Origin of the sequence: Candidatus Accumulibacter similis (assembly GCA_013347225.1) — a bacterium.
GTDB lineage: Bacteria > Pseudomonadota > Gammaproteobacteria > Burkholderiales > Rhodocyclaceae > Accumulibacter > Accumulibacter similis.
The window spans coordinates 1,697,533-1,720,619 of sequence record CP054595.1 but is presented as its reverse complement, the minus strand read 5'-3'; the positions used below and the strand labels follow the sequence as shown (position 1 = coordinate 1,720,619).

The following is a 23,087-nucleotide window of genomic DNA, read 5'->3' as shown; positions in this document are numbered from 1 at the left end:
GCAGCAGATAAACCTCGTTGGACTGAAGCGCCTCGACGGCGGTACTTATGGGGATTGTAAGCGTCCCGCGCCACGGGTCAAGCCGCGGGTAGCGGGGCGCCGGGCGTTACTGCGTAACGGCCAAGGGTCGATCAAGCGCAACGCGATGTTGCTGGCGGTGGCGGTCAAGAAGCCCCACCCCACCCCGCCCCGCCCCGCCCCACCCTCCGGTCGGTATAGGCCAGGACGCCATCCAGAACGCAAAAAGCCCGACCTCAACGGACGGGCTAAGCGCTTGTACGGCAAGAAATTTCTTTGGCTCCCCGACCTGGGCTCGAACCAGGGACCTACGGATTAACAGTCCGACGCTCTACCGACTGAGCTATCGAGGAACACGCGAGGCAGGATTCTAGCCATTCACCGGTTGCCCGTCAAGACTGCCTGAACCTGGCGCGACCGGGCGGGGAGGGGCTGATGCCCATCGGCGGCAGCTCCCCGGGCGACCGCAGCGCCTTCGCCAGGCGTTCGCAACCGGCTCGCCCGCCGGCCCGGTCAAGCCTGCGCGGCGCCGGCGGCCGCCTGGCATCGTGATGCGCGTGGATGGCTGATGGACATACCTTGCAGCACTGCCGCACGATGCCGATGCTGGCCCCGTGCCTCACCAGTCCCGTGCGACATCACCCGCCTGCTGAAGCCGTTGCGAGCCAGGTGAGCACGACCCTGACCGAACAGGGTGGCGAGTGTGCCGACCACTCGTTCGTTGCCGCATGGCTCCGGTGCGATAATGATGCTGGGCTCTACCCCACCACCCCTTGGGAACGCATGGCAAGCATACTCATCATCGACGACCGGCCCGAGGACTTGGCCGCCCTTAAGAGCGCGCTTGGTGCACAGCACCGGCTGCAGGCCGCCGGTTCGCTGCAGGAAGCACTGCAGGTGACGGCTGGTGACCCAGGCCCTGACCTGATCCTGCTCGATGCGACGATTGTGGCGATTGATCACGGCCAGTTCCCCGGTCGCCTGCTGCGGGGCGCGACCGGGGGCAGCACTCCAGTCATCGTGATCAGCGCACGTGAAGGCGGAGACGACGAACAAGCCTGGCTCGAGCAGGGAGCCGACGACTACCTGCCGCGGCCCCTGCGACCGGCGATCGTCGCTGCGCGCGTCCGCATTCAGCTCGAACTGCAGGCCGCTCGCGCGCGGCTGCTGGACCAGAATCGCAACCTGGCGGCCGAGGTTGCCCGGCAGATGGCGGACAACCTGATGATCCAGGATGTCAGCATTCGCGCCCTCGCCCGGCTGGCAGAGGTTCGCGATCCGGAGACCGGTGACCACCTGCGTCGCACGCAGGGCTACGTCCGCACGCTGGCCGAGAAACTGAGCACCCATCCGCGTTTTGCTGCCTTTTTGACCGCGGGGAACATCGAGCTCCTTGGCAAGTCGGCACCGCTGCACGACATCGGGAAGGTCGGCATTCGGGATGAGATCCTTCTCAAGGCGGGCCGGCTGACCGCAGAGGAGCGCGAGATCATGAAGGCACACAGCCTGCTCGGCTTTCAGGCGATCCAGCAGGCCGAGCAGGACGGCGAGCAGCCGCTCGACTTCCTGCGCATGGCCAGGGAGATCACCCGTTGGCACCACGAAAAGTGGGATGGTTCCGGCTATCCCGACGGTCTGGCTGGCGATGCGATTCCGATTGCCGCGCGCCTGATGGCGCTTGCCGACGTCTACGATGCGCTGATCGCCGAGCGCGTCTACAAGCGCGCCTTCCCGGTCGAGCAGGCCGGGCGGATCATCCGCGAAGGCCGCGGCAGCCACTTCGACCCGGATATCGTCGACGCCTTCGTCGCGCGCGAAGCGGACTTCATTGCCATTGCCAAGGAGCACGCGAAGGCCAAACAGCCAGTCGCCGACGAAGGCGCGGCGACTGACGCGCCAGCGCGCGAACGGAACGGCCGTCCATAGACGGGCAAGCCCGGCGCGCCTGCGCAGGGGTAGCGCTGCCACGGCCCAACCACGTCACCGAGGTCGGGTTTCGATTAGAATCCAGCCTTTTTTCGCAGCGCAGCCAGCAGTCAGGAGAAACCCGAGATGACCTTGCAGAGCAAGCCCAATACCGACGACGTCCGCATCAGGGAGATCAAGGAACTGGTCCCGCCGGCCCATGTCTTCCGCGAATTCCCGGTCGGGGTGCGCGCGGCGCTGACGACCTACAATACCCGCCAGAGCATCCACCGCATCCTGCACGGGGCAGACACGCGCCTGCTGGTGGTCGTCGGCCCATGTTCGATCCACGCCGTCGACTCGGCGATCGAATACGCACAACGGCTGCAGGCGGAGGTTGCGCGCTTCCAGGACGATCTGCTGCTCGTCATGCGGGTGTATTTCGAGAAGCCGCGCACCACCGTCGGCTGGAAAGGGCTGATCAATGACCCGCGCCTCGACAACAGTTTCCGGATCAACGAGGGGCTGCGCCTGGCGCGTGGTCTGCTCCTCGAAATCAACGACATGGGACTGCCCTGCGCCACCGAGTTCCTGGACACGATCACGCCGCAGTACACGGCCGACCTGATCGCCTGGGGAGCGATCGGCGCCCGCACGACCGAATCGCAGGTGCACCGGGAACTGGCCTCCGGCCTGTCGTGCCCGGTCGGTTTCAAGAACGGCACCGACGGCAACATCCGCATCGCCATCGACGCCATCCGCGCCGCACAGTCACCGCATCACTTCCTGTCGGTGACCAAGGCCGGCCATTCGGCGATCGTTTCGACCGGCGGCAACGAGGATTGCCACGTCATCCTGCGCGGTGGCCGCGAACCGAACCACGACGCCACGCACGTGGACGCCGCCTGCCGGGAGATTGCCGCTGCCGGCCTGGCGGCCAGGTTGATGATCGACGCCTCGCACGCCAACAGCAACAAGCGTTTCAAGCAGCAGATCGAGGTCGCGCGGGATGTCGCCAGTCAGGTGGCGGCGGGTGACGAGCGCATCATCGGCATGATGCTCGAGTCCCACCTCGTCGAAGGGCGGCAGGATCTGGTTCCGGGACAGCCGCTCGAGTACGGCAAGAGCATCACCGATGCCTGCCTCGGCTGGGAAGATTCGCTGGCGGTACTCGAGGTCCTGGCCAAGGCGGTACGCGACCGCCGTCTCGTGGAGGCCGCGCAGTAGGGTACGGCGACGCGCCGTACCGGCGACGCGCGCGCCAGGCAACGCCGGCGGAGGGTGGCCGAAGTGCAGGAACAGGATGAAATGCCGCGCAGGGCGGCCGGTTCGGCGCTGCGCGCCGAACCGCTGGAAGCCGCTGCTAGCGGAGCTTCATTTCCTTGTACGTCACGTGCTTGCGAGCCTTGGGATCGTATTTCTTGATCTCCATCTTGCCGGGCATCGTCTTCTTGTTCTTGGTCGTGGTGTAGAAGTGACCGGTACCGGCTGTAGACTCGAGTTTGATCTTGTCACGCATGCCTGCTCTCCTTGTCAGATTTCGCCACGGGCACGCAACTCGGCGAGCACGACGTCGATACCGTTCTTGTCAATGGTCCGCAAACCGGCGTTCGATACGCGCAGGCGCACCCAGCGGTTCTCGCTCTCGATCCAGAAGCGGCGATACTGCAGATTCGGCAGGAAGCGGCGCTTCGTTCTATTGTTGGCGTGGGAAACGTTGTTCCCCGCCATCGGGCCTTTGCCCGTAACCTGGCAGACACGCGCCATGATCGTTGCTCCAATTGTTTCAGGAAGAAAGCCCGCGATTCTAGCCGATGCAGGCAGTTGTTTTCAAGCCATTTCCACCGCACCCCGCTAGAGGAGCCCGCGTTCGGCAAAGGACAGCGGCGCGGCCTGCGCGGCGACGATGAAATGATCGAGCACCCGCACCTCGACGAGCGCCAGCACCTGCTTCAACTCGCTGGTCAACAACTCGTCGGCGCGCGAGGGTTCGGCGACGCCGGACGGGTGGTTGTGCGCCAGCACCACGGCTGCGGCATTGTGCCACAACGCCCGCTTGACGACCTCGCGCGGATAGACACTGGTCTGCGTCAGCGTGCCACGGAAGAGTTCTTCAGCGGCGATCAGCCGATTCTGTGCGTCCAGCCAGAGGGCCACGAACACCTCGTGCTCGAGGCCGGCAAACTGCAGCCGCAGATAGTCACGCACGGCGCCGGGCGAGGCAAAGGTGCTGCGCTGCTTCATTTCCTCGGCCAGTGCCCGCCGCGCCATCTCGAGGACAGCCTGCAACTGGGCATACTTGGCCGGCCCCACCCCCGGCACCTCCGAGAACTCGTTGCGGCCGGCGGCGAACAGTTGGTTCAGGCTGCCGAAACGACCGATCAGGTCGCGCGCCAGGTCAACGGCGCTCCTTCCCCGGCTGCCAACGCGGAGGAAGATCGCCAGCAGTTCCGCATCGGAGAGCGACGCGGCGCCACGGGCGAGCAGGCGTTCGCGCGGTCGCTCGTTTTCCGGCCAGTCGGTGATCGCCATCTCCGCCCCCCTTCCCGCGCCGTGTCGGTGGCCGTCATTGTAGCGGTGTCATCCATCCTGGTGAAGGTGTGTTGGCGTCCGCTGGACCGCGGCGGCACCGACGGCTACCGCCGGCACCGCCGCATCTCAAGTAGAATGTGCCGCCTGGGATTGTGAACGGTTGGACGGGCTTTGCGCATGGAACTGGCTGGAAGACGCATCCTTCTCGGAATCACTGGCGGCATCGCCGCCTACAAGGCGGCCGAACTGCTCCGCCTGCTGACCCGCGAAGGCGCCTCGGTGCAGGTGGTGATGAGCGAAGCCGCCACACGCTTCGTCACGCCGGTCACCTTTCAGGCGCTTTCCGGACAGCCGGTATTCAGCGACCAGTGGGATCCACGGGTGGCGAACAACATGGCGCACATCGACCTGTCACGTGCCGCCGATGCCGTGCTCGTCGCCCCGGCCTCAGCCGACTTCATCGCCAAGGTGGCGAACGGACTCGCCGACGACCTGCTGACGACCCTGGTGCTCGCCCGCGACTGCCCGCTGCTGCTGGCACCGGCGATGAACCGGCAGATGTGGGAGAACCCGGCGACGATGCGCAACGTGGCGACGCTGCGTGCCGACGGCATCGCCGTTCTGGGTCCGGGCTGTGGCGACCAGGCGTGCGGCGAAAGCGGCCTCGGGCGGATGCTCGAAGCCGAGGAAATCCTTGACGAACTGGTTGCCCACTTCCAGCCCCGGCTGCTGCCGGATGTCGGCGTCCTCCTGACGGCCGGTCCGACCTTCGAGGCGATCGATCCGGTGCGCGGCATCACCAACCTGTCGACCGGCAGGATGGGCTACGCCCTGGCGCGTGCTGCGCGCGAGGCGGGCGCGCGAGTGACCCTGGTTTCGGGACCGGTCAGCCTGCCGTGCCCGACCGGCGTCAACCGCATCGACGTCACCAGTGCGCGCGACATGCGCGCCGAGGTCATGGCGCGGGTGGCCGGCCACGAGGTATTCGTCGCCGTGGCCGCGGTGGCGGATTACCGCCCGGCCCGGACGATCGCGCAGAAGATCAAGAAGGGCGCGCAGGCAGCGCCGCCGGTGATCGAACTGGTGCTGAATCCCGACATCCTCGCCGAAGTCGCCGCCCTGCCCGAACCACCGCTGTGCGTCGGCTTCGCCGCCGAGAGCGAGAATCTCGCCGCCTACGCCGAGCACAAGCGCCGCAGCAAGGGCATCCCGCTGATCGTCGGCAACCTGATCCAGGATGGCTTCGGCGGCGACGACAACCGCTTGATCCTTTTCGACGATGCGGGCGAGCACCCGCTGGCACCGGCAGCCAAGATCGTCCTCGCCCGGCAACTGGTGGCGCACATCGCCGGTCTGCTCGAGAAACGCTGATGCGCGACCGCAGCCAGCGGGTGGACATCAAGCTGCTCGACGCGCGCCTGCGCGAGCAGCCACCGCACTACGCGACTCCCGGCTCGGCCGGCCTCGACCTGCGCGCGTGCATCGACCAGCCGGTGGTCATCGCACCCGGTGAGACGCACCTGGTTCCGACCGGCGTCGCGATTCACCTGGGCGACCCCGGTCTGGCGGCGATGATCCTGCCGCGCTCCGGCCTCGGCCACAGGCATGGCATCGTTCTGGGCAATCTGGTCGGCCTGATCGACTCGGACTATCAGGGTGAGATCATGGTGTCGACCTGGAACCGCGGGCACGAGCCCTTCACCCTGCGGCCGCTCGACAGACTGGCGCAACTGGTGGTGGTACCGGTGCTGCAGATGTCGTTCAACGTCGTCGATGACTTCGCCGCCAGCGCCCGTGGCGATGGCGGTTTCGGCAGCACGGGGCACGACTGACGCCGACCGTGCCGGCGGGAATCCGGTCAGTCGCCCCGTCGCCGCAGGATCATGGCGGCTGCGACCAGGAAACCGACGAAGCAGAGTGCCGACCAGTTGGCCATCGACAGACCGAGCAGGATCCAGTCCTTGCTCGAACAGAAACCGGTGGCGAGGAACATCTGCGGCCACAGGGTGCCGAACCAGTCGACGATCCGCTCGATCAGCGTCGGCTCGCCAAAGCCGCACTCCATGCCCGCCTGCGGCAGGTATTGCAGCCAGCTCTGGTAAGCCGCGGTCGCCACGCCACCGGCGGCGGCGAGGGCAAGCAGGATGCTCGACACGCGCGAGGCAGCGGGCAGCAGCGCGCCGGTCAGAGCGAGCGCGGCGATCAGCAGGAACAACAGGCGCTGGAAGATGCACAGCGGGCATGGCTGCAGGCGCATGATTTCGCCGATCGCCCAGCCCGCCAACGTCAGGCCGGTCGCCGCCAGCGCCAGCAGAAAAAGAATGGTGCGCAGCGACCGCCGGGCGATCCGCGTCACCGCTCAGGCCAGTGCATAGCTGCGCACGCGCAGCGACAACTCGCGCAACTGCCGCACACCCGAGTTCTCGGCGCGCTCGCACCAGTCCTGCAGCGCCTTGAGCAGGTGCTCGCCCGAGACGTTCGAACGTTCCCAGAGCGCCATCAGTTCATCGCGCATGGCGTAAGCCGTCTGCAGCGCACGGCTTTCACCGAGCAGCAGTTCAAGCCTGCCGCGCGCATCCTGCGGGATCGTCCGCGAATCTGCGGCCAGCCAGCGCTTCAGCCCGCGGAAGCGCTCGCCATCCTGCAATGCGGCGAGTTCCTCGCGATACACCTGCTTCAGCGAGCGCGCATACTGGGACAGGAGGTCGTAGCGGTTGACGATCACCGCCTGCAGGGTATCGGAGTCAACCACCGGTCGCAGCCCGCCGAGGCGCGGTCGGGGCGCCACCCGCTTGACCTGCGCCAGACGCAGTGCGGTCAGGATGCGGATGTAGAGCCAGCCGACGTCGAACTCGTACCATTTGATCGACAACCTCGCCGAGGTGGGAAAGGTGTGATGGTTGTTGTGCAGTTCTTCGCCGCCAATCAGGATTCCCCAGGGCCAGATGTTGGTACTCGCGTCGGCCGGGCTGAAGTTGCGGTAGCCCCAGAAATGCCCGAGGCCGTTGATGACACCGGCGGCCCAGAAGGGAATCCAGGCCACCTGCGCCAGCCAGATCAGCGGTCCGGCGACGATGCCGAAGATCGCCACGTCGCAGGCCAGCATGATGAGGACGCCGAGCTTGTGCCACCGCGAGTACACATGCCTCTCGATCCAGTCGCTCGGCGTCCCGTGACCATAGCGCTGCAGGGTGTCGAGGTTGCGCGCCTCCCGGACGTAGAGGAAGACCCCCGTCCACAGCACGCGATGAATGCCATGGACCTGCGGACTGTGCGGATCTTCTGCCGTCTCGCAGCGGGCGTGATGCTTGCGGTGGATTGCCGCCCATTCCCTGGTCACCATGCCGGTGGTCAGCCACAACCAGAGGCGGAAGAAATGTGCGACCAGCGGGTGCAGTTCGAGCGCACGATGGGCCTGCTGCCGATGCAGGAAGATGGTCACCGCCGCTATCGTCACGTGCGTCAGACCCAGGGTGACCAGGACGTAGCCCCACCAGGGCCAATCGACAATACCAGCGTACATGCAGAGCAATCCCGAGAAAGACACGAGCCGGCGATTCTAAGGCAATCGGGCGCCACCACCAAACGCCGGCGACGCCGTGCTGCCGCAGCGCCCCGCCAGCCGCCGCTGCGCCGTCGTGCAAGCGGCAAACGTTCCTCGCGCAGGCACAAGCCGTTATCATTGAGCCATGAAGACACGAATCCTGCTCGTCGAGGATGATGCGCGCCTCGCTGAACTGACCGCCGAATACCTGCGCAAGAACGACTTCGACGTGTTGATCGAGCCCCATGGCACGCGGGCCGAGGCGCGCATCCTCGACGAATGCCCCGATCTCGTGATTCTCGACGTGATGCTGCCGGGCAAGGACGGTTTCGAGGTCTGCCGGGCGGTGCGCGCACAGTACGCCGGGGTGATCCTGATGCTCACCGCCCGCGACGAGGACTTCGACCAGATCCTCGGCCTCGAGTTGGGCGCCGACGACTACATCGCCAAGCCGGTCCAGCCGCGCCTGCTGCTGGCGCGCATCAAGGCCCTGCTGCGGCGCGCGCCGACAACGCCCGGCAGCGCTGGTGTCGATGGCAGCGACGCCGGCGAACCGGTCGAGCTGACGTTCGGCCGATTTCGCATCAGCCAGGCGACCCGCAGCACGTCGCTCGGTGACGACCGGATCGACCTGACGACCGCCGAGTTCGATCTGCTCTGGCTGCTCGCACGCCACGCCGGCAGCATCCTGTCGCGCGACGACCTGCTGCAGGAACTGCGCGGCATTGGTTTCGACGGTCTGGACCGCTCGATCGATGCCCGCATTTCACGCCTGCGCCGCAAGCTCGGCGACGACCCGGAGAACCCGACGCGAATCAAGACGGTGCGCGGCAAGGGCTACCTCTTCAGCAAACATGACTGGCAATAGCGGCAACAACAAGCTGCTCGCCATCCTTGGAACTTACAAGCCGGCACCCTGGCGCGGCCGCTACAGCCTGTCACGGCTGTTCTTCAACTTCTACCTGCTGGTCATGGGTTCGTTCGTGGCCATCGCGATCTTTGCCGACTTCGTCATCTCGACCGCGGTGAAGGGAATCACCGATGATTACACCAGCCGTTTCATGCGCGGCACGGTGTTGCTGATCGAGGAAGAACTGTTCCGCCGACCACGCTCGGAGTGGACGCGAACGATCAAGGCCCTCGACCAGAAGTTCGCCTATCGACTCGACATCGTCGACCGCTGGACGCTGACGCTGCCCCCGAAGGAGGCCGAGAAGCTCGACAGCGGCGAACTGGCGATCGACGTGCAGGGGGACATCATCTACCACCGCCTGAAGCAGACCCCGCAGATACTCGTCGTTGGACCGATTTCCCCGGAACGGAATCCGGAGTATCAGCGCGGGATGCCGCTCGATCTGCGCATCAGCCTGCTGACCTGGAGCCTGATCGGCGTCTGCCTGGCGATCGTCGTCTGGCTCTGGGTGCACCCCGTCTGGCGGGATCTGGAAGCGATGCGCCAGACCGCGCGTTCGCTCGGCGAAGGACTCTTCGCGGCACGCGCGCCAGGGATGCGCAGCAGCGCCTTCAGGCCGCTCGCCGAAACGCTGAACGGCATGGCCGAACGCATCCAGCGGCTGATCGCGACGCAGAAGGAGCTGTCGAGCGCCATCTCGCACGAACTGCGGACGCCGATCGCTCGTCTGCGCTTCGCGCTCGAGATGCTCGCCGCCACCGACGAGAGAAGCGAACGCGAACGCCTGGCGGGAGCCATGGAGGGTGACCTCGATGAACTGGACGGACTGATCGACTCGAGCCTGACCTACGCCCGCTTCGAGCGCGAGCAACCCGAGCTGCACCTGACCGAGGTCGAATTCGCACCGTGGCTCGATGAGCAGGTGGAAGCCGTCCGCGTCCTCGCTCGCAAGCTCGACCTGCAGGTGGACAGCAGCCCCCTGCCAGCGGTGCTGCACGTCGAACTCGACCGCAAGAGCATGCCCTACGCCATTGGCAATCTGCTGCGCAACGCCATCCGCTACGCCCGTACCAGGGTCCGTGTCAGCGCCGAGGTGACCGACGGCGAGATCCGGGTGCATGTCGACGACGACGGCATCGGCATCCCGGTGGAGGAGCGTGATCGCGTCTTCTCCGCTTTCACCCGGCTGGACCGTTCGCGCGACCGCTCGACCGGTGGCTACGGCCTTGGCCTGGCGATCGCCCGTCTGGTTCTGGAGCAGCACAACGGTCGCGCCAGCGCTGCCGAGTCGCCGCTCGGCGGCGCCCGTCTGACGCTGAGCTGGCCGCTGTCACAGAACGTCACCGAAAGCTGACGCAATCACTGCAGACCCGGAAGACACCTGCCGACTATCATCCATCCCTGTCGAAGAGGCAATGAATCAGGAGACGAGATGAGCGAGTTCAAAATCAATTGCGAGCAATTCCTTGCTGCCGCCCGGCAGCACTTGTTCTCTGCCGAGCCGGCGGCCGATGGCTTTGCCGAGTCTCGTGAAGACGAGCAGGCCGGCCATTGCGGCCGTGCCGAGCACCGTTGTCATGGCGGCTGATGAGTACGCTGGCTGTGCCGTCGGAGCGGTTCCCGATCAGCGAGGGTGTCGGCCTGTTCGTCGGCATCGTCGCCTGGGATGTGCTCAGCGCCGGTGAGATGAACCTGCTCGAGTCCGCGCTGATCGCCGCCGCCGTTGCGCTCGCCTGGTACGCTGTCCGCTGCTGGCGGGCAGCGAGCCGTGACAAGCGTCGCTGAATCCGCTTCGCTTGGTGGTTGCTGCATCATGTAGTGTCTGTAGCTGTAGTCTGCGTGTTTCTGCTGTACTTGGTTGACCCTCCCTTCCGCCCGTCCGAACGACGGACTTTCGACCCGCGCCAACGTTGCGCGGGTTTTTTTTGTCCGTCGGCCGCTGCGCCGCTGCCGACAGGAAGCGCTCAGCCCGCTGCCGGCGGGGTCGCGGCCGGCGGACTGCCGATCAGCCGCACTTCGCGCTGCGGGAAGGGGATCTCGATGCCGTTCTCACGAAACGAGCGCCAGATCATCATGTTGATCGCCGAGCGAACGCCGCCGGTGCCTTCCTGCGGGTCGCCGATCCAGAAGCCAAGGTCGAGGCTGATGCCGCTGTCGGCAAAGGCCGTCAGCAGAACCTGCGGCGCCGGCTCGGGCAGCACCCGTGGCTGTGCCCGCGCCGCCTCGTTCATCAGCCGCATCGCCAGTTCCAGGTCGGTGCCATAGCTCACCTGCAGCGAGACGACGACGCGCACCTGCGAGTCACTGTATGACTCGTTGCGGACGATATTGGAAACCAGGTACTCGTTCGGAATGATGACCTCGGTGCCGGTGAGCGTGCGCAGCACGGTGTAGCGGGCGGTGATCTGGCTCACCACCCCCGAAGTCGTGGGGTCTATCGCCACGAGGTGGCCGAGACGAATCGAGCGGTCGAGCAGGATGATGAAGCCGCTGACATAATTGCTGGCGATCTTCTGCAGACCGAGCCCGAGGCCGACGGCGAGTGCGCCGCTGAACACCGACAGCGCCGTGATGTCGATGCCGACGATCGACAGCCCGAGCAGCAGGGCGATCACCGACAGAACGGCCTTGACCAGGCGGCCAAGCACGACCCGCATGTTCGAGTCGATCGTCTCGCTGGCCAGCAATCGCGACTCGATCTCGCGCGACAGCCACAGCGCCAGCAGCACGGTCAACACCACCGTCACCAACCCGCTGAGCAAGGTCCACAGGTCGAGCCTCTGTCGGCCGGCGGGGAAACTCACCTGCTGCAGCAACTCGATCAGCGGGTCGGCGAGGCCGGTCAGGTGCAAGGCGAAGCCAAGCCAGACGACGGTGGCGATCAGGCGCTCGGAAGTCGCCACCCAGCCGCTCGGCGGAAAGGCGTGACGCAGGACGTAGACCGCCGCCCGCACGAGAGCCATCGACAACAGCAAGGGCACCGCCAGGTCGAGCAGGCTGACCGGTCCGAGATGCCAGTGGCGAAAGGCGCGCCGGGCGATGAGCACCAGCAGCAGCGCCAGCAGCGGGAATGAAACCCGCTTCAGACTGCCGCTGCCGAAGGCGCGCAGGGCACCGTACGGCGCAGCCGCAACCGCAGTCTCGCGCCGCTGCCACAAGCGCGTCGCACCCCAGGCGATGAGCAGGCTGAGCAGCAGGGCAGACACCTGCCAGAGAAAGCCGGGGTCCTGCAGATCGCGCCAGAGTTCCAACAACAGGGCAAACATCTCCTTCTCGCTCATTGCCTCCTCTCCATTGCCGTCGCAAAAAAACCGTCGGTCGCGTGCCGATGCGGCAGCAGCCGCAGCCGCTCGCCGGTATCCAGAGCGATGTCCTGCTGTTGCAGGATCTGCCCCGCCGGGCAGGCGACGAACTGCGGGTGCTCTGCCAGGAAGCCGTCGACGATGCGGTCGTTCTCCGCCTCGAGCAGGCTGCAGGTCGCGTACACAAGCCGCCCGCCAGGCTTCACGAGGCTGGCGGCAGCAGCGAGAATCGCTCCCTGCTTGGTCGTCAGCTCGACAACGCTCGCCGGGCTCTGCCGCCACTTGAGGTCGGGGTTGCGCCGCAGCGTCCCCAGACCCGAGCACGGCGCGTCCACCAGGACGCGATCGAGCTTGCCGGCAAGACGGCCGACACGGACGTCACGCTCCGACTCGATGCGCACCGGGTGCACGTTCGACAGGCCGGAGCGCGCCAGGCGCGGCTTCAACTTCGCCAGCCGGCGATCGGCGACATCGAAGGCATAGAGCCGGCCCTGCGAGCGCATCAGTGCCCCGAGCAGCAGGGTCTTGCCGCCGGCGCCGGCGCAGAAGTCGGCCACCATCTGGCCACGCCGCGGCTGCAGCAGGAAGCCGAGCAACTGGCTGCCTTCGTCCTGCACCTCGACGCAGCCATCGAGGAACAGGGGATGTCCCGCCAGCGCCGGCTTGCCCGCGAGGCGGATGCCCAGCGGCGAATACGGACACGGACTGGCTGCCAGGCCGCTTTCGAGCAACTTCTGCAGCACTTCGTCGCGCCCGGCCTTGAGCGGGTTGACGCGCAGGTCGAGCGGCGCCGGCTGATTCAGCGCGGCTGCCAGGCGCTCGAGTTCATCGGCGGCGAAGCCGGCCAGCAACTCGCCGTACAGCCAGTCCGGCAGATCGAGCCGCACTGCAGGCGACAGATCCTCGAGGCGCACCGCCTTTGCCTGCGCCAGCCACTTGCTCTCCGACTCGCTCAACACCTCCGCCAGCTGCCGCCGGTTCATTCCCTGCACGCAGGCCAGTGCCGCCAGCAGCAGGCGGCGCGAACTCAGGTCACCGGCGCAGCGTGCCGACAGCGAGCGCTTGCGCCGCAGAACCGCAAACACCAGTTCGGCAACGAAGCCGCGCTCGCCATGCCCCAAGTCGCGATGTTGCCTGAAGTAGGCGGCAACCACCCGGTCGGCGGCGAAGACCGAGCGCAGGAGTTCACCAAGCAGCGCTTGCGCATGCTGAAGCAGCGGCGGTGTCACACGCATGCTCAGGGCTCCTCGCCGACTTCGATGGCAGTGGCCACCTGGACATAGAGGTTGCCCCTGCGGTCGACGTAGCGAATCTTCACCGGCAGCAGCCTGCGCTCGCGGGCCAGCCAGAGTTCGGTCGACGCCACACCGGGAACCCGCAGGTGCACGCTCCTGAAGGTTCCGGCGGGTGTCTCGACCTCCTCGTCGGGAAGGACCTCGAGCCGGTAGCGCGCATACTTCCGGCCGGTGACGACCGACAGCTCGTGACCGGTCGCGAGGTCACCAAGCAAGCCGAGCTGGTAATTCAGCGACAGCAGATCCTGCGCTCCGGCGCTGAGCGTCTGCGTCGACCGATCGGACAGGTGCACCTCCATCTGCTGCCAGTCGAAGTCGGCCTGCTCGTTCCTCTCGCGTCCCGTCTGGCGAGTGACGAAGCGTTCCGGCTGCAGCCCGGCGCTGCTCAGCCGGCCGCGGCTCTCGACTTCGACCCGCAGCGGACGGAAGAAGCCGACCAGCCCGCTCGTCTCGGTGACGGCGGTGATGCGATAGAAACCGTCCTCGGCTTCCCACGAGTGCGTCGCGCGACCGACCTGAAAGCCCGGATCGCCGCTCTCGACGGAATAGCGGATGACGCCGCGTGCTGGCAACGAGGCGACGGCCACAGCCAGCGCGTCTGCCGCCGCGCCGGCGCCCTGCTGCTCCACCGTCGCTGGATCGGCGATCGCCGCGGCTGCAGCCGCTCCGTCTTCGGCGTCTGCAGCCGCGCCTGGCGGCGGTGCCGGCGCTTCTGCCGGAACCTCCGTCAAGGCCGCCCGCGTCGACGGCGCCTGCTTGCCCGCCGCCGGCGGCCGCCGCTTGCGAACGGGATGGGGTGGCGCCGCGACCGGCGCTGCAGGTTCCGTGGCGCGCGGCGGCGGAACCGCGACCGGTGGCTTCAGTTCGGCCGACAGCGGCGGCGGCTCGGCAGGAAAGGACAGATCGACCTCCGGAACGAACAGTACGACAGTATGCAGGCCAAGCGACGCGGCAAGGGCGAAGATCAGCAGGGCGGGCATGGGTCGGGCAGCGGCGCGATCAGGACGCCCGCACCATCCGGCGCAGACTCGAGCAGAACGCGGCCGGCATGAACCCGCAGGCGCCCCTCGGCAAACCAGCGCACGGCCTGCGGATAGATGACATGTTCCTGCGCCAGCACCCGGGCCGCGAGCAGGTCCTCGTCGTCGCCATCGAGCACCGGTACCGCCGCCTGGATGATCACCGGCCCGTGGTCGAGATCGGCAGTGACGAAATGCACCGTGCAGCCATGAATCCGTACCCCCTCGGCCAGAGCGCGGCGATGCGTGTGCAGGCCGGGAAAGGCCGGCAGCAGCGACGGGTGAATATTGATCAGACGGCCGTCAAAGCGGCGCACGAAGTCGGCGCCGAGGATTCGCATGAAACCGGCGAGGACGACGAGGTCGGGCGCAAAGACCTCGATCGCCGCGGCGAGCGCGCTGTCGAACTGCTCGCGCTCGGCAAACAGGCGATGATCGACGACGCCGGTCGCCACGCCCCGCGCGGCGGCAGTGAGCAGACCCTGTGCGTCGGGACGGTTGGCGATGACGGCGACGATCTTCGCCGGCAGCGCACCGGAATCGCTCGCTGCCAGCAGCGATGCCATGTTGCTGCCGCGGCCCGAGATCAGGATGACGACCCGGGTCATTTCCCCTCCGCCACCAACGGGGACAGCCGCAGCCGGCGAGCGCCGCAACGCCGCTCAAGGCAACCACCGGCCACGGCGGCAGTTGGCGGAAAGGGCCCGCTGCGACGCGGCATGTCTCAGGCCCGCCGGTGCTGGAGCCAGCCAACCATCACCGGCACCAGGGAAATGGCGATGATCGCCAGGATCACCAGCGACAGGTTCTTCTGAATCCAGGGCAGATTGCCGAACCAGTAACCCGCCAGAGTCAGCGAGCCGACCCAACCCAGCCCGCCGACCAGGTTGAAGAAGGTGAAGCGGGCGTAGCTCATCGCACCGATACCGGCGACAAAGGGCGCAAAGGTACGAAACAGCGGCAGGAAACGCGAGATCACCAGGGTCTTGCCACCGTGCCTCTCGTAGAAGGCGTGTGTCTTCTCGAGCGCGGTCTTGTTGAAGAAGCGCGACTGCTCCCACTGGAAGACCCGCGGCCCGAGGAAACGGCCGATCTGATAGTTCACCATGTTGCCCAGAACCGCCGCCGCACCGAGGACGGCCAGCAGGACGGCAATGTCCATGCCACCGAGCGCGGCCAGTGCGCCGGCGACGAAGAGCAGCGAATCGCCTGGCAGGAAGGGGGTGACGACGAAGCCGGTCTCGCTGAAGATGATGACGAAGAGGATGGCGTAGATCCACTGCCCGTACTGCTGCACCAGCACCGCCAGGTGCTTGTCGAGGTGCAGGATGATGTCGATGAAGCTGGCGAGATATTCCATCGGCGGCACGGTGTGGGCTGTCGGCAAGCCGCGATTCTACCGGAAGCCGCCCCGGTATAATCCGGCAATGCTCGAAACACCGCGAATCCAAGTCCTCCCCGACCTGCTGATCAGCCAGATCGCCGCTGGCGAAGTGGTGGACCGGCCTGCCTCCGTCCTCAAGGAACTGCTCGAGAACGCCCTCGATGCCGGCAGCTCGACGATCCAGGTCCAGCTCGAGGAGGGCGGCGTCAAGCTGATGCGGGTCAGCGACGACGGCAGTGGCATCGCCATCGATGAACTGCCGCTGGCGCTCGTGCGCCACGCGACGTCGAAGATCGCTTCACTCGGCGACCTCGAATGCGTCGGCACGCTGGGCTTCCGCGGTGAAGCGCTGGCTTCGGTCGCTGCCGTCTCCCGGCTGACAATCACCAGTCGTGCGAAGACCAGCGGCGGTTCGGCCGGCCCGCATGCCTGGCGGCTGGGCGGCGAAGCCGGCGCGACACCTGCGCCGGCCGCGCTCGCCATCGGCACCGTCGTCGAGATGCGCGACCTGTACTACAACACGCCGGCGCGGCGAAAGTTCCTCAAGTCGGAGGGCACCGAGTTCGCGCATTGCTCCGAAACGCTCCGGCGCATCGCGCTGGCACATCCGGAGGTGGCTTTCACCCTCACCCACAACGGCCGCGTCAGCCTGCACCTGGCGCGCAGCGATGCGCGCGCGCGCACCGCGGCGATTCTCGGCGAGGATTTCCTCGCCGAATCGCGCAGCCTCGATGCCAGTGCCGGGCCGCTCCGCCTCGCCGGCTACTGTGCGCTGCCGGCCTACTCACGTGCGCGCGGCGACGCCCAGTACTGCTACGTCAACGGCCGTTTCGTGCGCGACCGGCTGCTGATGCACGCCCTGCGCGAGGCCTACCAGGATTTGCTGCACGGCAGCCGCTACCCGGCCTACTGCCTCTTCCTCGAAGTCGACCCGGCGACGGTCGACGTCAATGTCCACCCGCAGAAGACCGAAGTCCGCTTTCGCGACTCGCGGGCGGTCCACCAGTTCGTCTTCCACGCCGCCCAGCGCTGCCTCGCCGGACCAACGGCACCGCCGGCATCGACGGCGGTCGGCACCGACGCCGCGCCGGCTTGCCCCACCTCGCCGGCACTGCAGCCGCTGCCGGCGGCGACGACCGGCGCGCCCGGACAGCGCTTCGCGGCCGCCAACCGCCCGCCATGGCAGGGTTCGCTCGGCGTCGGCGAGGCGACCCGCAGCGCTGCCTACGAGGCCTTCGCCGCGGCGGCCCGCATGCCGCTGGCGCCGTCACCGCCGGGCGAGTCGCTGCCCGGCGAGTCGCTGCCGGCGACGGGCAACGACGCCGCGCCACCGCTGGGTTACGCGCTGGCGCAACTGCACGGGGTCTACATCCTGGCGCAGAACGCTGCCGGCCTGGTGGTCGTCGACATGCACGCAGCACACGAGCGCATCCTCTACGAGAAGCTCAAGCGCGCGCTCGAGCAGCAGCGACTGGCATCGCAGGCGCTGCTGATTCCGGCCGTCTTCAACGCCGACGAGATCGACGTCGCCGCCGCCGAAGAGCATGCGACGACGCTGCAGCGGCTCGGCTTCGACCTGGCGCCGGTCGGTCCGCGGCAACTGGCGGTGCGCAGCGTCCCCGCGCTGCTGCTCGCCGCCGATCCGGCCGCGCTGGCACGGTCGCTGTTGGCCGAACTGCGCGAGCACGGAGAGACCCAACTGGCGACGGCGCAACGCAACGAGTTCCTCGCCAGCATGGCCTGCCAGGGAGCGGTGCGCGCGCGGCGACTGCTCTCGGTCGCCGAGATGAACGCACTCCTGCGGCAGATGGAGGAGACCGAGCGCTCCGACCACTGCAACCACGGCCGGCCGACCTGGATGCAGCTCAGCATGACCGATCTCGATCGCCACTTCCTGCGCGGCCGGTGAACGCGTCCGCCGAACCCGCCGCGCAGCTGCCGCCGGCGATCCTGCTGCTCGGACCGACCGCCAGCGGCAAGACGACGGCGGCCATCGAGATCGCCCGCCGCTTTCCGGTCGAGTTGATCAGTGTCGACTCGGCACAGGTCTTTCGGGGCATGGACATCGGCACCGCCAAGCCGGACGCCGCAACGCTGGCCGAGTTTCCGCACCACCTGATCGACCTGATCAGCCCCGAGGAGAGCTACTCGGCAGCCCGTTTCCGGGTTGACGCGCTGGCGGCGATGGCCGCGGCGACGATGCGGGGACGGGTGCCGCTGCTGGTGGGGGGGACGATGCTCTACTTCAAGGCGCTCTGCGAAGGTCTGGCCGAGCTGCCGCCAGCCGACCCGGCAATGCGGGCGAGCATCGATGACGAGGCGGCAGCCCGCGGCTGGCCGGCGCTGCACGCCGAACTCGCCGCCATCGACCCGGTGACGGCGGCACGCCTGCACAGCACCGACGCGCAGCGCATCCAGCGCGCGCTCGAGGTCTTTCGTCTCAGCGGCCAGCCGCTGTCGAGCCTGCTCGCCGCCGGCCGCCAGGTGGCACCGCCGTACCGCCTGCTGGCCATCGGCCTCGTCCCGGGCGAGCGCGCTGTCCTGCATCGGCGCATCGCCGAGCGTTTCGATGCCATGCTGGCCGCCGGGCTCGAGGGCGAGGTCGAGTCGCTGCGCGCCCGCTACCGGCTGCACGGCGGCTTGCCGTCGATGCGCTGCGTCGGCTACCGTCAGGTGTGGGAAGTCCTGAACGGCCTCGCACCACGCAGCGAACTGCGCGACCGCAGCATCTACGCCAGCCGCCAGCTCGCCAAGCGGCAGATCACCTGGCTCGGCAACAGCCTGCGGCCACAACTGATCGATTGCCTGGCGGCGGACCTGCGGGGCGCGCTCGACCGCCTGCTCGGTCCGTTCCTCGACTGAAGATCAGGCGCCCGGCTGCCGCAAACGGTCGAGCCGCAGCCGCTGCCGTTCGTCGAACAGGCGCCGGGCAGCCAGGCTGACCGCCACCATGGTGCCGAAACCGGTTCCGGCGGCAATCAGGAACATCACCAGGATCTGGTACTTGACCGCTTCCACCGGTGGCGTCCCGGCGAGGATCTGGCCGGTCATCATTCCCGGCAGGCTGACGATACCGGCAGCCGCCATGGCGTTGACGATCGGAATCATGCCGACGCGGATCGCCTCGCGGCGGCTGTCGGCGATCGCCCGTCGCCAGTCATGACCGAGCGCCAGCCGGCTGTCGATGATCTGCCGCTTGTCGGCCGCATCCTGCGTCAACCGGTCGAGCCCGAGCGCGATGCCGTTCATCGTGTTGCCGAGAATCATGCCGAGCAGCGGGATGGCGTACTGCGGCGCGTACCAGGGGTCGGTGCCGATGATCAGGAGCAACGCCAGCACCGTCACCGAGAAGGACGAGACGAACATCGACAGGGCGCCGACGGCGAATCCCCAGGCGCCGACGAAACGGTGCTTCTGGCGAACCATCACTTCACGGCCGGCGACCACCAGCATCAACGCCGCCAGCAGCCCGACCCAGAGTGGATGCGCATTGGCAAAGAGAAGCTTGAGGACGAGGCCGATGAGGAGCAGTTGCACCGTACTGCGCACTGCCGCAACCAGCAGTTGTCGCTCGCTGCCGATCCGCAGTTGGTGCGACAGGCCGGCAAGCGCCAGGATGAGCAGCGCGGCCAGCGCGAGGTCGAACGGCGAGAGCACGATGACGTTCATCGCCGCCCGTTCGCGTGCAGTTGGCCGTTGTCGAGGGTGAAGCGGCGTTGCGCAACCCGTTCGATCTGCCGTGCGTCGTGGCTGACCCAGAGCAGCGCCGCCTGCCGCTGCAGCCGGTAGTCGGCAAGCAGCGATTCGACCCGCAGCGTGTTCTCCTGATCGAGGTTGCCGGTCGGCTCGTCGAGCAGGAGAACCGCCGGCGCCTGCATCAGGGTGCGCAGCAAGGCCAGTCGCTGCCGCTCGCCGGTCGAGCAGCGGGCCACCTGCCAGGTCATGGCAGCGGCCGGCAGGTCAAGCCGCGCCAGCCAGCCGGCATCGACCCCATGGTCGAAATGATCGCCAACGAGCTGCGACCACCACTGGCTCTCAGCCACCACCAAGGCCACCGAACGTCGCCACGCCGGCGCTGGCATCGCCGAGCAGGCAGCTTCGTCACAATAGGCTTCCCCCAGATGCGGGTCGAGGTCGGCGATCGCTCGCAGCAGCAGGGTCTTGCCGCTGCCCGAGACACCCTCGAGACCGACGCACTCGCTGGCGGCGACGGACAGCGCCAGCGGACCGACGTGCCGGGCGACAAAGTGGTGCAGACGCAGGCTGGCCACGTGCGTGTTCTCACAGGAAGAGCGCAGGAGCAGGGCAAAAAAGGGGCGCCAGCGGCGCCCCTTGCTCGCGATGCTCGTGCCGGCAGCTCAGAGGATCGGCTGGTGGTCGACCGACGGTGCCGATCCACTGGGCTCATAGACCACGTGCGGCCGACCGACCAGCAGTGGATCGATCGGACCAATGGCCTCGATGTCCTTGCCCGTATAGTTGAGCTTGTGCAGCACGTAGCGCATCGCATTCAGCCGCGCGCGCTTCTTGCAGTCGGACTTGACCACCGTCCAGGGCGTTTCGGCGGTGTCGGTGTGGAAGAACATCGCCTCCTTGGCTTTCGTGTAGTCGTCCCACTTGTCGAGCGAGGCGAGATCGATCGGCGACAGCTTCCACTGCTTCAGCGGGTGCACTTCGCGCTCCTTGAAGCGCCGGCGCTGCTCCTTGCGACTGACCGAGAACCAGAACTTGATCAGGTGGATGCCGCTGCGCACCAGCGTCCGTTCGACCTCGGGCGTCTGCCGCATGAACTCGTTGTACTCCTCGTCGGTACAGAAACCCATGACCCTTTCAACACCGGCCCGGTTGTACCACGAGCGGTCGCAGAAGACGATCTCGCCGGCCGTCGGCAGGTGACGCACATAACGTTGGAAATACCACTGCCCACGCTCCTCCTGCGTCGGCTTCTCGAGCGCCATCACCCGCCCACCACGTGGGTTGAGGTTCTCGGTGAAGCGCTTTATCGATCCTCCCTTGCCCGCTGCGTCACGACCCTCGAAGATGATCACGACGCGCTGGCCGGTATCCTTGACCCAGTTCTGCATCTTGATCAGCTCGACCTGCAGGCGGTACTTCTGCTTCTCGTACGCCTTGCGCGACATCAGGTTCCGGTAGGGATAGGAGTTGTTGTCGCGCCAGCCGCTGGCAAGTTCGTCGTCCGGGCTGGTCGCCGGCTTCGCCGCCGGCTGCTCCTTGCCGAGCAGCGCCTTGCGCAGGGCCACCGCATCATCGGGCGACGAGCCCGTCATGATCGCTTCCAGCGTCTTCGCCAGCGACGCCGTGTCACCCACCTTGGCGTGCGCGATGATGTCCTGCAGGGCAACCTTTTTCTGCTCGATCGCCGAACTGGCGGCCTCGGCAACATCGTAGGCTGCCATGCCGCTCGCCGTCTGCGCCGGCGCCACGTCACCGGCGGCTACCCTGCGCGGTTGCGCGGCCCGCGTCGACGCGGAAGCGCGCGCCCTCGGTGCTCGTCCCGCCGGCTTGACCGCGGCAGCTTCGGGGTTGCCGGCTGCCGTGCTCACTTCGGTCGCGCTGCTGTCGGTGCCATCGGCGGCTGGCGACGTTCTTTTCTCCATCTATATCTCTCCAGTGGAAGGTGTTCTGCAACATGAAGACGCGTCGGATACCTGTTCGGCGTCAGTCGTGATGATAGCTCCGATATGTCAGACAGTTCAATCGCTTGAAGGCTGGCGAGAGACTCTTTTGCAGACTTCTGCCGCGGCGCGCCGGTACGTCGGCGAAAGTCGTGCTCGACCGCGGTAGCCGCTGCCAACGCGACCACTGCCGACGACCGCGAACGGCCTGGTGACGGCCGTCCGATCAGATCGCCAGGAGCGCATTCGTCGCCTATACTGCAACCCTGACCCGGGCGCCCGATGGCCTGCCCGCCCAACCCGACGGATCGCAAGGCGGAACTTCGCATGCAAACGCAAACGCTCACTCGCTGCCCGGCGCAGGGAGGCAGCTGCTGGCGGCCGTTGCTGCTCATTGCCGCCAGCTTGCTGGGGACGCTCTCCTGTGCACCGCCTGAGCCGGTGCGGGTCGGCTTCATCGGCGGCCTCTCGGGCCGCGTCGCCGACCTCGGCATCGGCGGTCGCAACGGCGCCATTCTGGCGGTCGAGCAGCGCAACCGGAGCGGCGGCATCAACGGTCGTCCCATCGAGCTGATTGCCGAAGACGACCAGCAAGACACGGAGATCGCGAAACAGGCGGTCGCCCGCCTGCTCGCCCGCCAGGTCGAGGTGATCATCGGCCCGATGACCAGCGCCATGGCCATCGCCGTGGTGCCGCAGATCAACGCGACGACGGTACCGCTGATCTCGCCCACGGTCACGACCAACGCGCTCACCGGCATCGACGACCAGTTCTTCCGTGTCGTCGCGCCGACCGCCCGGCACGTCTTCAAGTCGGCCGAATACCATTATCGGCAACTCGGGCTGCGGCGCGTGGTGCTGGTCTGCGATCTGCGCAACAAGGCGTACACCGAGAGCTGGGCAGGAGACTTCCGCCAAGCTTTCGTGGCTCTCGGCGGCAAGGTCGTCGGTGAGATCGGTTTCGCCGAAGACGACGCGCTGTCGACGCTCGCAGCGCGCGCCCTCGCCAGCGGGCCGGACGGGGTACTGATCATCGCCAACTCGGTAGACACCGGCCTGCTCGTGCAGCAGATCCGGTTGCGTGATCGCAAGGTTCAGCTCGCCACCGCCGAATGGGCAGCGACCGAACGCCTGATCGAGCTCGGCGGCCAGGCCGTCGAAGGCGTCGTCGTCGCACAGTACGTCGATCGGCAGAACGACCGGCCGGCCTACCTCGCCTTTCTGCAGGCGTATCGCGAGCGCTTCGCCCACGAACCGGGTTTCGCCGGCCTGACCGCTTTCGACGCCACCAATGTGGCGCTGGACGCCCTCGCCGGCATGCAGAAGCAACAGACGCTGAAGCAGGCGCTGCTCGCACGTGGCGAGTTCGTCGGCGCACAATCGCTGATCCGCTTCGACACCAACGGCGATACCGAGCGCGACACCTTTCTTTCCCGCATCCACGACGGCGAGTTCCGCTCCCTGCCGTAGACCGCCAGCCGCAGGCTGCCGGAATTGGGCCCGGCCCGCGTCACCGCGCCTGGCGGACCACAGTGGCAT

Annotated in this window: 23 protein-coding genes and 1 tRNA gene; 9 read left to right on the top strand and 15 right to left on the bottom strand. The window is 67.2% G+C overall.

All coding sequences use genetic code 11. The features are described from left to right. Nucleotides 1-295: 295 nt before the first annotated feature. A tRNA-Asn gene (locus tag HT579_07965) sits at nucleotides 296-371 on the bottom strand. 430 nt (nucleotides 372-801) lie between these two features. On the opposite strand from HT579_07965, the gene HT579_07960 reads away from it, so the two are divergent. Both HT579_07960 and aroG read left to right on the top strand, forming a co-directional pair. Then, on the top strand, nucleotides 802-1,944 hold the full coding sequence (locus HT579_07960; protein ID QKS28860.1) for an HD domain-containing protein: 1,143 nt from the start codon (nucleotides 802-804) through the stop codon (nucleotides 1,942-1,944). A 126-nt stretch (nucleotides 1,945-2,070) separates the two neighbouring features. Continuing rightward, nucleotides 2,071-3,150, top strand: a complete 1,080-nt coding sequence (aroG, locus tag HT579_07955) for a 3-deoxy-7-phosphoheptulonate synthase AroG (GenBank protein ID QKS28859.1) — start codon at nucleotides 2,071-2,073, stop codon at nucleotides 3,148-3,150. 136 nt (nucleotides 3,151-3,286) lie between these two features. On the opposite strand, the gene rpmG is transcribed toward aroG, so the two are convergent. From rpmG to radC, 3 genes are all read right to left on the bottom strand, one after another. Beyond that, nucleotides 3,287-3,442: a 50S ribosomal protein L33 gene (gene rpmG / locus HT579_07950; GenBank protein ID QKS28858.1), complete on the bottom strand. Its 156-nt coding sequence runs from the start codon at nucleotides 3,440-3,442 to the stop codon at nucleotides 3,287-3,289. A 14-nt stretch (nucleotides 3,443-3,456) separates the two neighbouring features. Continuing rightward, nucleotides 3,457-3,690 carry a 50S ribosomal protein L28 gene (gene rpmB / locus HT579_07945; GenBank protein QKS28857.1) on the bottom strand — a complete coding sequence of 78 codons (234 nt, stop codon included), beginning with the start codon at nucleotides 3,688-3,690 and terminating at the stop codon, nucleotides 3,457-3,459. Nucleotides 3,691-3,777: 87 nt separating this feature from the next. Then, nucleotides 3,778-4,455, bottom strand: a complete 678-nt coding sequence (gene radC, locus HT579_07940; protein ID QKS28856.1) for a DNA repair protein RadC — start codon at nucleotides 4,453-4,455, stop codon at nucleotides 3,778-3,780. Between the two features lie 177 nt (nucleotides 4,456-4,632). On the opposite strand from radC, the gene coaBC reads away from it, so the two are divergent. Continuing rightward, on the top strand, nucleotides 4,633-5,826 hold the full coding sequence (gene coaBC / locus HT579_07935) for a bifunctional phosphopantothenoylcysteine decarboxylase/phosphopantothenate--cysteine ligase CoaBC (GenBank protein QKS28855.1): 1,194 nt from the start codon (nucleotides 4,633-4,635) through the stop codon (nucleotides 5,824-5,826). Beyond that, complete coding sequence (gene dut / locus HT579_07930; GenBank protein QKS28854.1) at nucleotides 5,826-6,287, top strand: dUTP diphosphatase; 462 nt, start codon at nucleotides 5,826-5,828, stop codon at nucleotides 6,285-6,287. The genes coaBC and dut overlap by 1 nt, the downstream gene beginning before the upstream one ends. Nucleotides 6,288-6,313: 26 nt before the next feature. On the opposite strand, the gene HT579_07925 is transcribed toward dut, so the two are convergent. Both HT579_07925 and HT579_07920 read right to left on the bottom strand, forming a co-directional pair. Then, a complete protein-coding gene (locus tag HT579_07925; protein QKS31560.1) occupies nucleotides 6,314-6,787 on the bottom strand; it encodes a disulfide bond formation protein B in 474 nt (157 codons plus the stop codon). 27 nt (nucleotides 6,788-6,814) lie between these two features. Beyond that, a complete protein-coding gene (locus tag HT579_07920) occupies nucleotides 6,815-7,978 on the bottom strand; it encodes a fatty acid desaturase (GenBank protein ID QKS28853.1) in 1,164 nt (387 codons plus the stop codon). Nucleotides 7,979-8,144: 166 nt separating this feature from the next. Between HT579_07920 and HT579_07915 the strand changes: the two genes are divergently transcribed. Next, nucleotides 8,145-8,867 carry a winged helix-turn-helix domain-containing protein gene (locus HT579_07915; protein QKS28852.1) on the top strand — a complete coding sequence of 241 codons (723 nt, stop codon included), beginning with the start codon at nucleotides 8,145-8,147 and terminating at the stop codon, nucleotides 8,865-8,867. Beyond that, on the top strand, nucleotides 8,854-10,266 hold the full coding sequence (locus HT579_07910; GenBank protein QKS28851.1) for an ATP-binding protein: 1,413 nt from the start codon (nucleotides 8,854-8,856) through the stop codon (nucleotides 10,264-10,266). Before HT579_07915 ends, HT579_07910 begins: the two co-directional genes overlap by 14 nt. A 66-nt stretch (nucleotides 10,267-10,332) precedes the next feature. Here HT579_07910 and HT579_07905 read toward each other — a convergent pair whose 3' ends face one another. Next, the gene (locus tag HT579_07905) at nucleotides 10,333-10,491 is read right to left on the bottom strand and encodes a hypothetical protein (GenBank protein ID QKS28850.1); all 159 of its coding nucleotides are present in this window, start codon (nucleotides 10,489-10,491) and stop codon (nucleotides 10,333-10,335) included. A gap of 8 nt (nucleotides 10,492-10,499) precedes the next feature. Here HT579_07905 and HT579_07900 point away from each other — a divergent pair, with 8 nt between their 5' ends. Further along, on the top strand, nucleotides 10,500-10,697 hold the full coding sequence (locus tag HT579_07900; protein QKS28849.1) for a hypothetical protein: 198 nt from the start codon (nucleotides 10,500-10,502) through the stop codon (nucleotides 10,695-10,697). 179 nt (nucleotides 10,698-10,876) lie between these two features. Here the strand turns inward: HT579_07900 and HT579_07895 are convergent, their stop codons facing one another. The 5 genes from HT579_07895 to HT579_07875 form a co-directional block, all read right to left on the bottom strand. Then, a complete protein-coding gene (locus HT579_07895; protein QKS28848.1) occupies nucleotides 10,877-12,193 on the bottom strand; it encodes a mechanosensitive ion channel in 1,317 nt (438 codons plus the stop codon). Continuing rightward, nucleotides 12,190-13,449, bottom strand: a complete 1,260-nt coding sequence (locus HT579_07890) for an RsmB/NOP family class I SAM-dependent RNA methyltransferase (GenBank protein QKS28847.1) — start codon at nucleotides 13,447-13,449, stop codon at nucleotides 12,190-12,192. The genes HT579_07895 and HT579_07890 overlap by 4 nt, the downstream gene beginning before the upstream one ends. 2 nt (nucleotides 13,450-13,451) lie before the next feature. Continuing rightward, nucleotides 13,452-14,489 (bottom strand): DUF3108 domain-containing protein, encoded by a 1,038-nt coding sequence (locus HT579_07885; protein ID QKS28846.1) that lies wholly within the window; start codon nucleotides 14,487-14,489, stop codon nucleotides 13,452-13,454. After that, nucleotides 14,474-15,136, bottom strand: coding sequence for a phosphoribosylglycinamide formyltransferase (locus tag HT579_07880; protein ID QKS28845.1), 663 nt, complete (start codon nucleotides 15,134-15,136; stop codon nucleotides 14,474-14,476). The genes HT579_07885 and HT579_07880 overlap by 16 nt, the downstream gene beginning before the upstream one ends. A gap of 116 nt (nucleotides 15,137-15,252) precedes the next feature. Beyond that, on the bottom strand, nucleotides 15,253-15,888 hold the full coding sequence (locus HT579_07875) for a DedA family protein (GenBank protein QKS28844.1): 636 nt from the start codon (nucleotides 15,886-15,888) through the stop codon (nucleotides 15,253-15,255). Between the two features lie 1,203 nt (nucleotides 15,889-17,091). Between HT579_07875 and miaA the strand changes: the two genes are divergently transcribed. Beyond that, a complete protein-coding gene (miaA, locus tag HT579_07870; GenBank protein QKS31559.1) occupies nucleotides 17,092-18,774 on the top strand; it encodes a tRNA (adenosine(37)-N6)-dimethylallyltransferase MiaA in 1,683 nt (560 codons plus the stop codon). A gap of 3 nt (nucleotides 18,775-18,777) precedes the next feature. Here miaA and fetB read toward each other — a convergent pair whose 3' ends face one another. From fetB to ppk2, 3 genes are all read right to left on the bottom strand, one after another. Beyond that, entirely contained in the window at nucleotides 18,778-19,581 is an 804-nt protein-coding gene (fetB, locus tag HT579_07865) for an iron export ABC transporter permease subunit FetB (GenBank protein QKS28843.1), read from the bottom strand. After that, entirely contained in the window at nucleotides 19,578-20,183 is a 606-nt protein-coding gene (locus HT579_07860; GenBank protein QKS28842.1) for an ATP-binding cassette domain-containing protein, read from the bottom strand. Before HT579_07860 ends, fetB begins: the two co-directional genes overlap by 4 nt. Nucleotides 20,184-20,270: 87 nt before the next feature. After that, the gene (ppk2, locus tag HT579_07855) at nucleotides 20,271-21,530 is read right to left on the bottom strand and encodes a polyphosphate kinase 2 (GenBank protein QKS28841.1); all 1,260 of its coding nucleotides are present in this window, start codon (nucleotides 21,528-21,530) and stop codon (nucleotides 20,271-20,273) included. A gap of 300 nt (nucleotides 21,531-21,830) precedes the next feature. Here ppk2 and HT579_07850 point away from each other — a divergent pair, with 300 nt between their 5' ends. Then, complete coding sequence (locus HT579_07850; GenBank protein ID QKS28840.1) at nucleotides 21,831-23,018, top strand: ABC transporter substrate-binding protein; 1,188 nt, start codon at nucleotides 21,831-21,833, stop codon at nucleotides 23,016-23,018. The last annotated feature ends 69 nt before the right edge of the window (nucleotides 23,019-23,087 follow it).

Bases quoted from the DNA above. Each gene is read 5' to 3' on its own strand.
- HT579_07960 (QKS28860.1), top strand. From the start codon at position 802: ATGGCAAGCATACTCATCATCGACGACCGGCCCGAGGACTTGGCCGCC.
- aroG (QKS28859.1), top strand. From the start codon at position 2,071: ATGACCTTGCAGAGCAAGCCCAATACCGACGACGTCCGCATCAGGGAG.
- rpmG (QKS28858.1), bottom strand. From the start codon at position 3,442: ATGCGTGACAAGATCAAACTCGAGTCTACAGCCGGTACCGGTCACTTC.
- rpmB (QKS28857.1), bottom strand. From the start codon at position 3,690: ATGGCGCGTGTCTGCCAGGTTACGGGCAAAGGCCCGATGGCGGGGAAC.
- radC (QKS28856.1), bottom strand. From the start codon at position 4,455: ATGGCGATCACCGACTGGCCGGAAAACGAGCGACCGCGCGAACGCCTG.
- coaBC (QKS28855.1), top strand. From the start codon at position 4,633: ATGGAACTGGCTGGAAGACGCATCCTTCTCGGAATCACTGGCGGCATC.
- dut (QKS28854.1), top strand. From the start codon at position 5,826: ATGCGCGACCGCAGCCAGCGGGTGGACATCAAGCTGCTCGACGCGCGC.
- HT579_07920 (QKS28853.1), bottom strand. From the start codon at position 7,978: ATGTACGCTGGTATTGTCGATTGGCCCTGGTGGGGCTACGTCCTGGTC.
- HT579_07915 (QKS28852.1), top strand. From the start codon at position 8,145: ATGAAGACACGAATCCTGCTCGTCGAGGATGATGCGCGCCTCGCTGAA.
- HT579_07910 (QKS28851.1), top strand. From the start codon at position 8,854: ATGACTGGCAATAGCGGCAACAACAAGCTGCTCGCCATCCTTGGAACT.
- HT579_07905 (QKS28850.1), bottom strand. From the start codon at position 10,491: ATGACAACGGTGCTCGGCACGGCCGCAATGGCCGGCCTGCTCGTCTTC.
- HT579_07900 (QKS28849.1), top strand. From the start codon at position 10,500: ATGAGTACGCTGGCTGTGCCGTCGGAGCGGTTCCCGATCAGCGAGGGT.
- HT579_07895 (QKS28848.1), bottom strand. From the start codon at position 12,193: ATGAGCGAGAAGGAGATGTTTGCCCTGTTGTTGGAACTCTGGCGCGAT.
- HT579_07890 (QKS28847.1), bottom strand. From the start codon at position 13,449: ATGCGTGTGACACCGCCGCTGCTTCAGCATGCGCAAGCGCTGCTTGGT.
- HT579_07885 (QKS28846.1), bottom strand. From the start codon at position 14,489: ATGCCCGCCCTGCTGATCTTCGCCCTTGCCGCGTCGCTTGGCCTGCAT.
- HT579_07880 (QKS28845.1), bottom strand. From the start codon at position 15,136: ATGACCCGGGTCGTCATCCTGATCTCGGGCCGCGGCAGCAACATGGCA.
- HT579_07875 (QKS28844.1), bottom strand. From the start codon at position 15,888: ATGGAATATCTCGCCAGCTTCATCGACATCATCCTGCACCTCGACAAG.
- miaA (QKS31559.1), top strand. From the start codon at position 17,092: ATGGCAGGGTTCGCTCGGCGTCGGCGAGGCGACCCGCAGCGCTGCCTA.
- fetB (QKS28843.1), bottom strand. From the start codon at position 19,581: ATGAACGTCATCGTGCTCTCGCCGTTCGACCTCGCGCTGGCCGCGCTG.
- ppk2 (QKS28841.1), bottom strand. From the start codon at position 21,530: ATGGAGAAAAGAACGTCGCCAGCCGCCGATGGCACCGACAGCAGCGCG.
- HT579_07850 (QKS28840.1), top strand. From the start codon at position 21,831: ATGGCCTGCCCGCCCAACCCGACGGATCGCAAGGCGGAACTTCGCATG.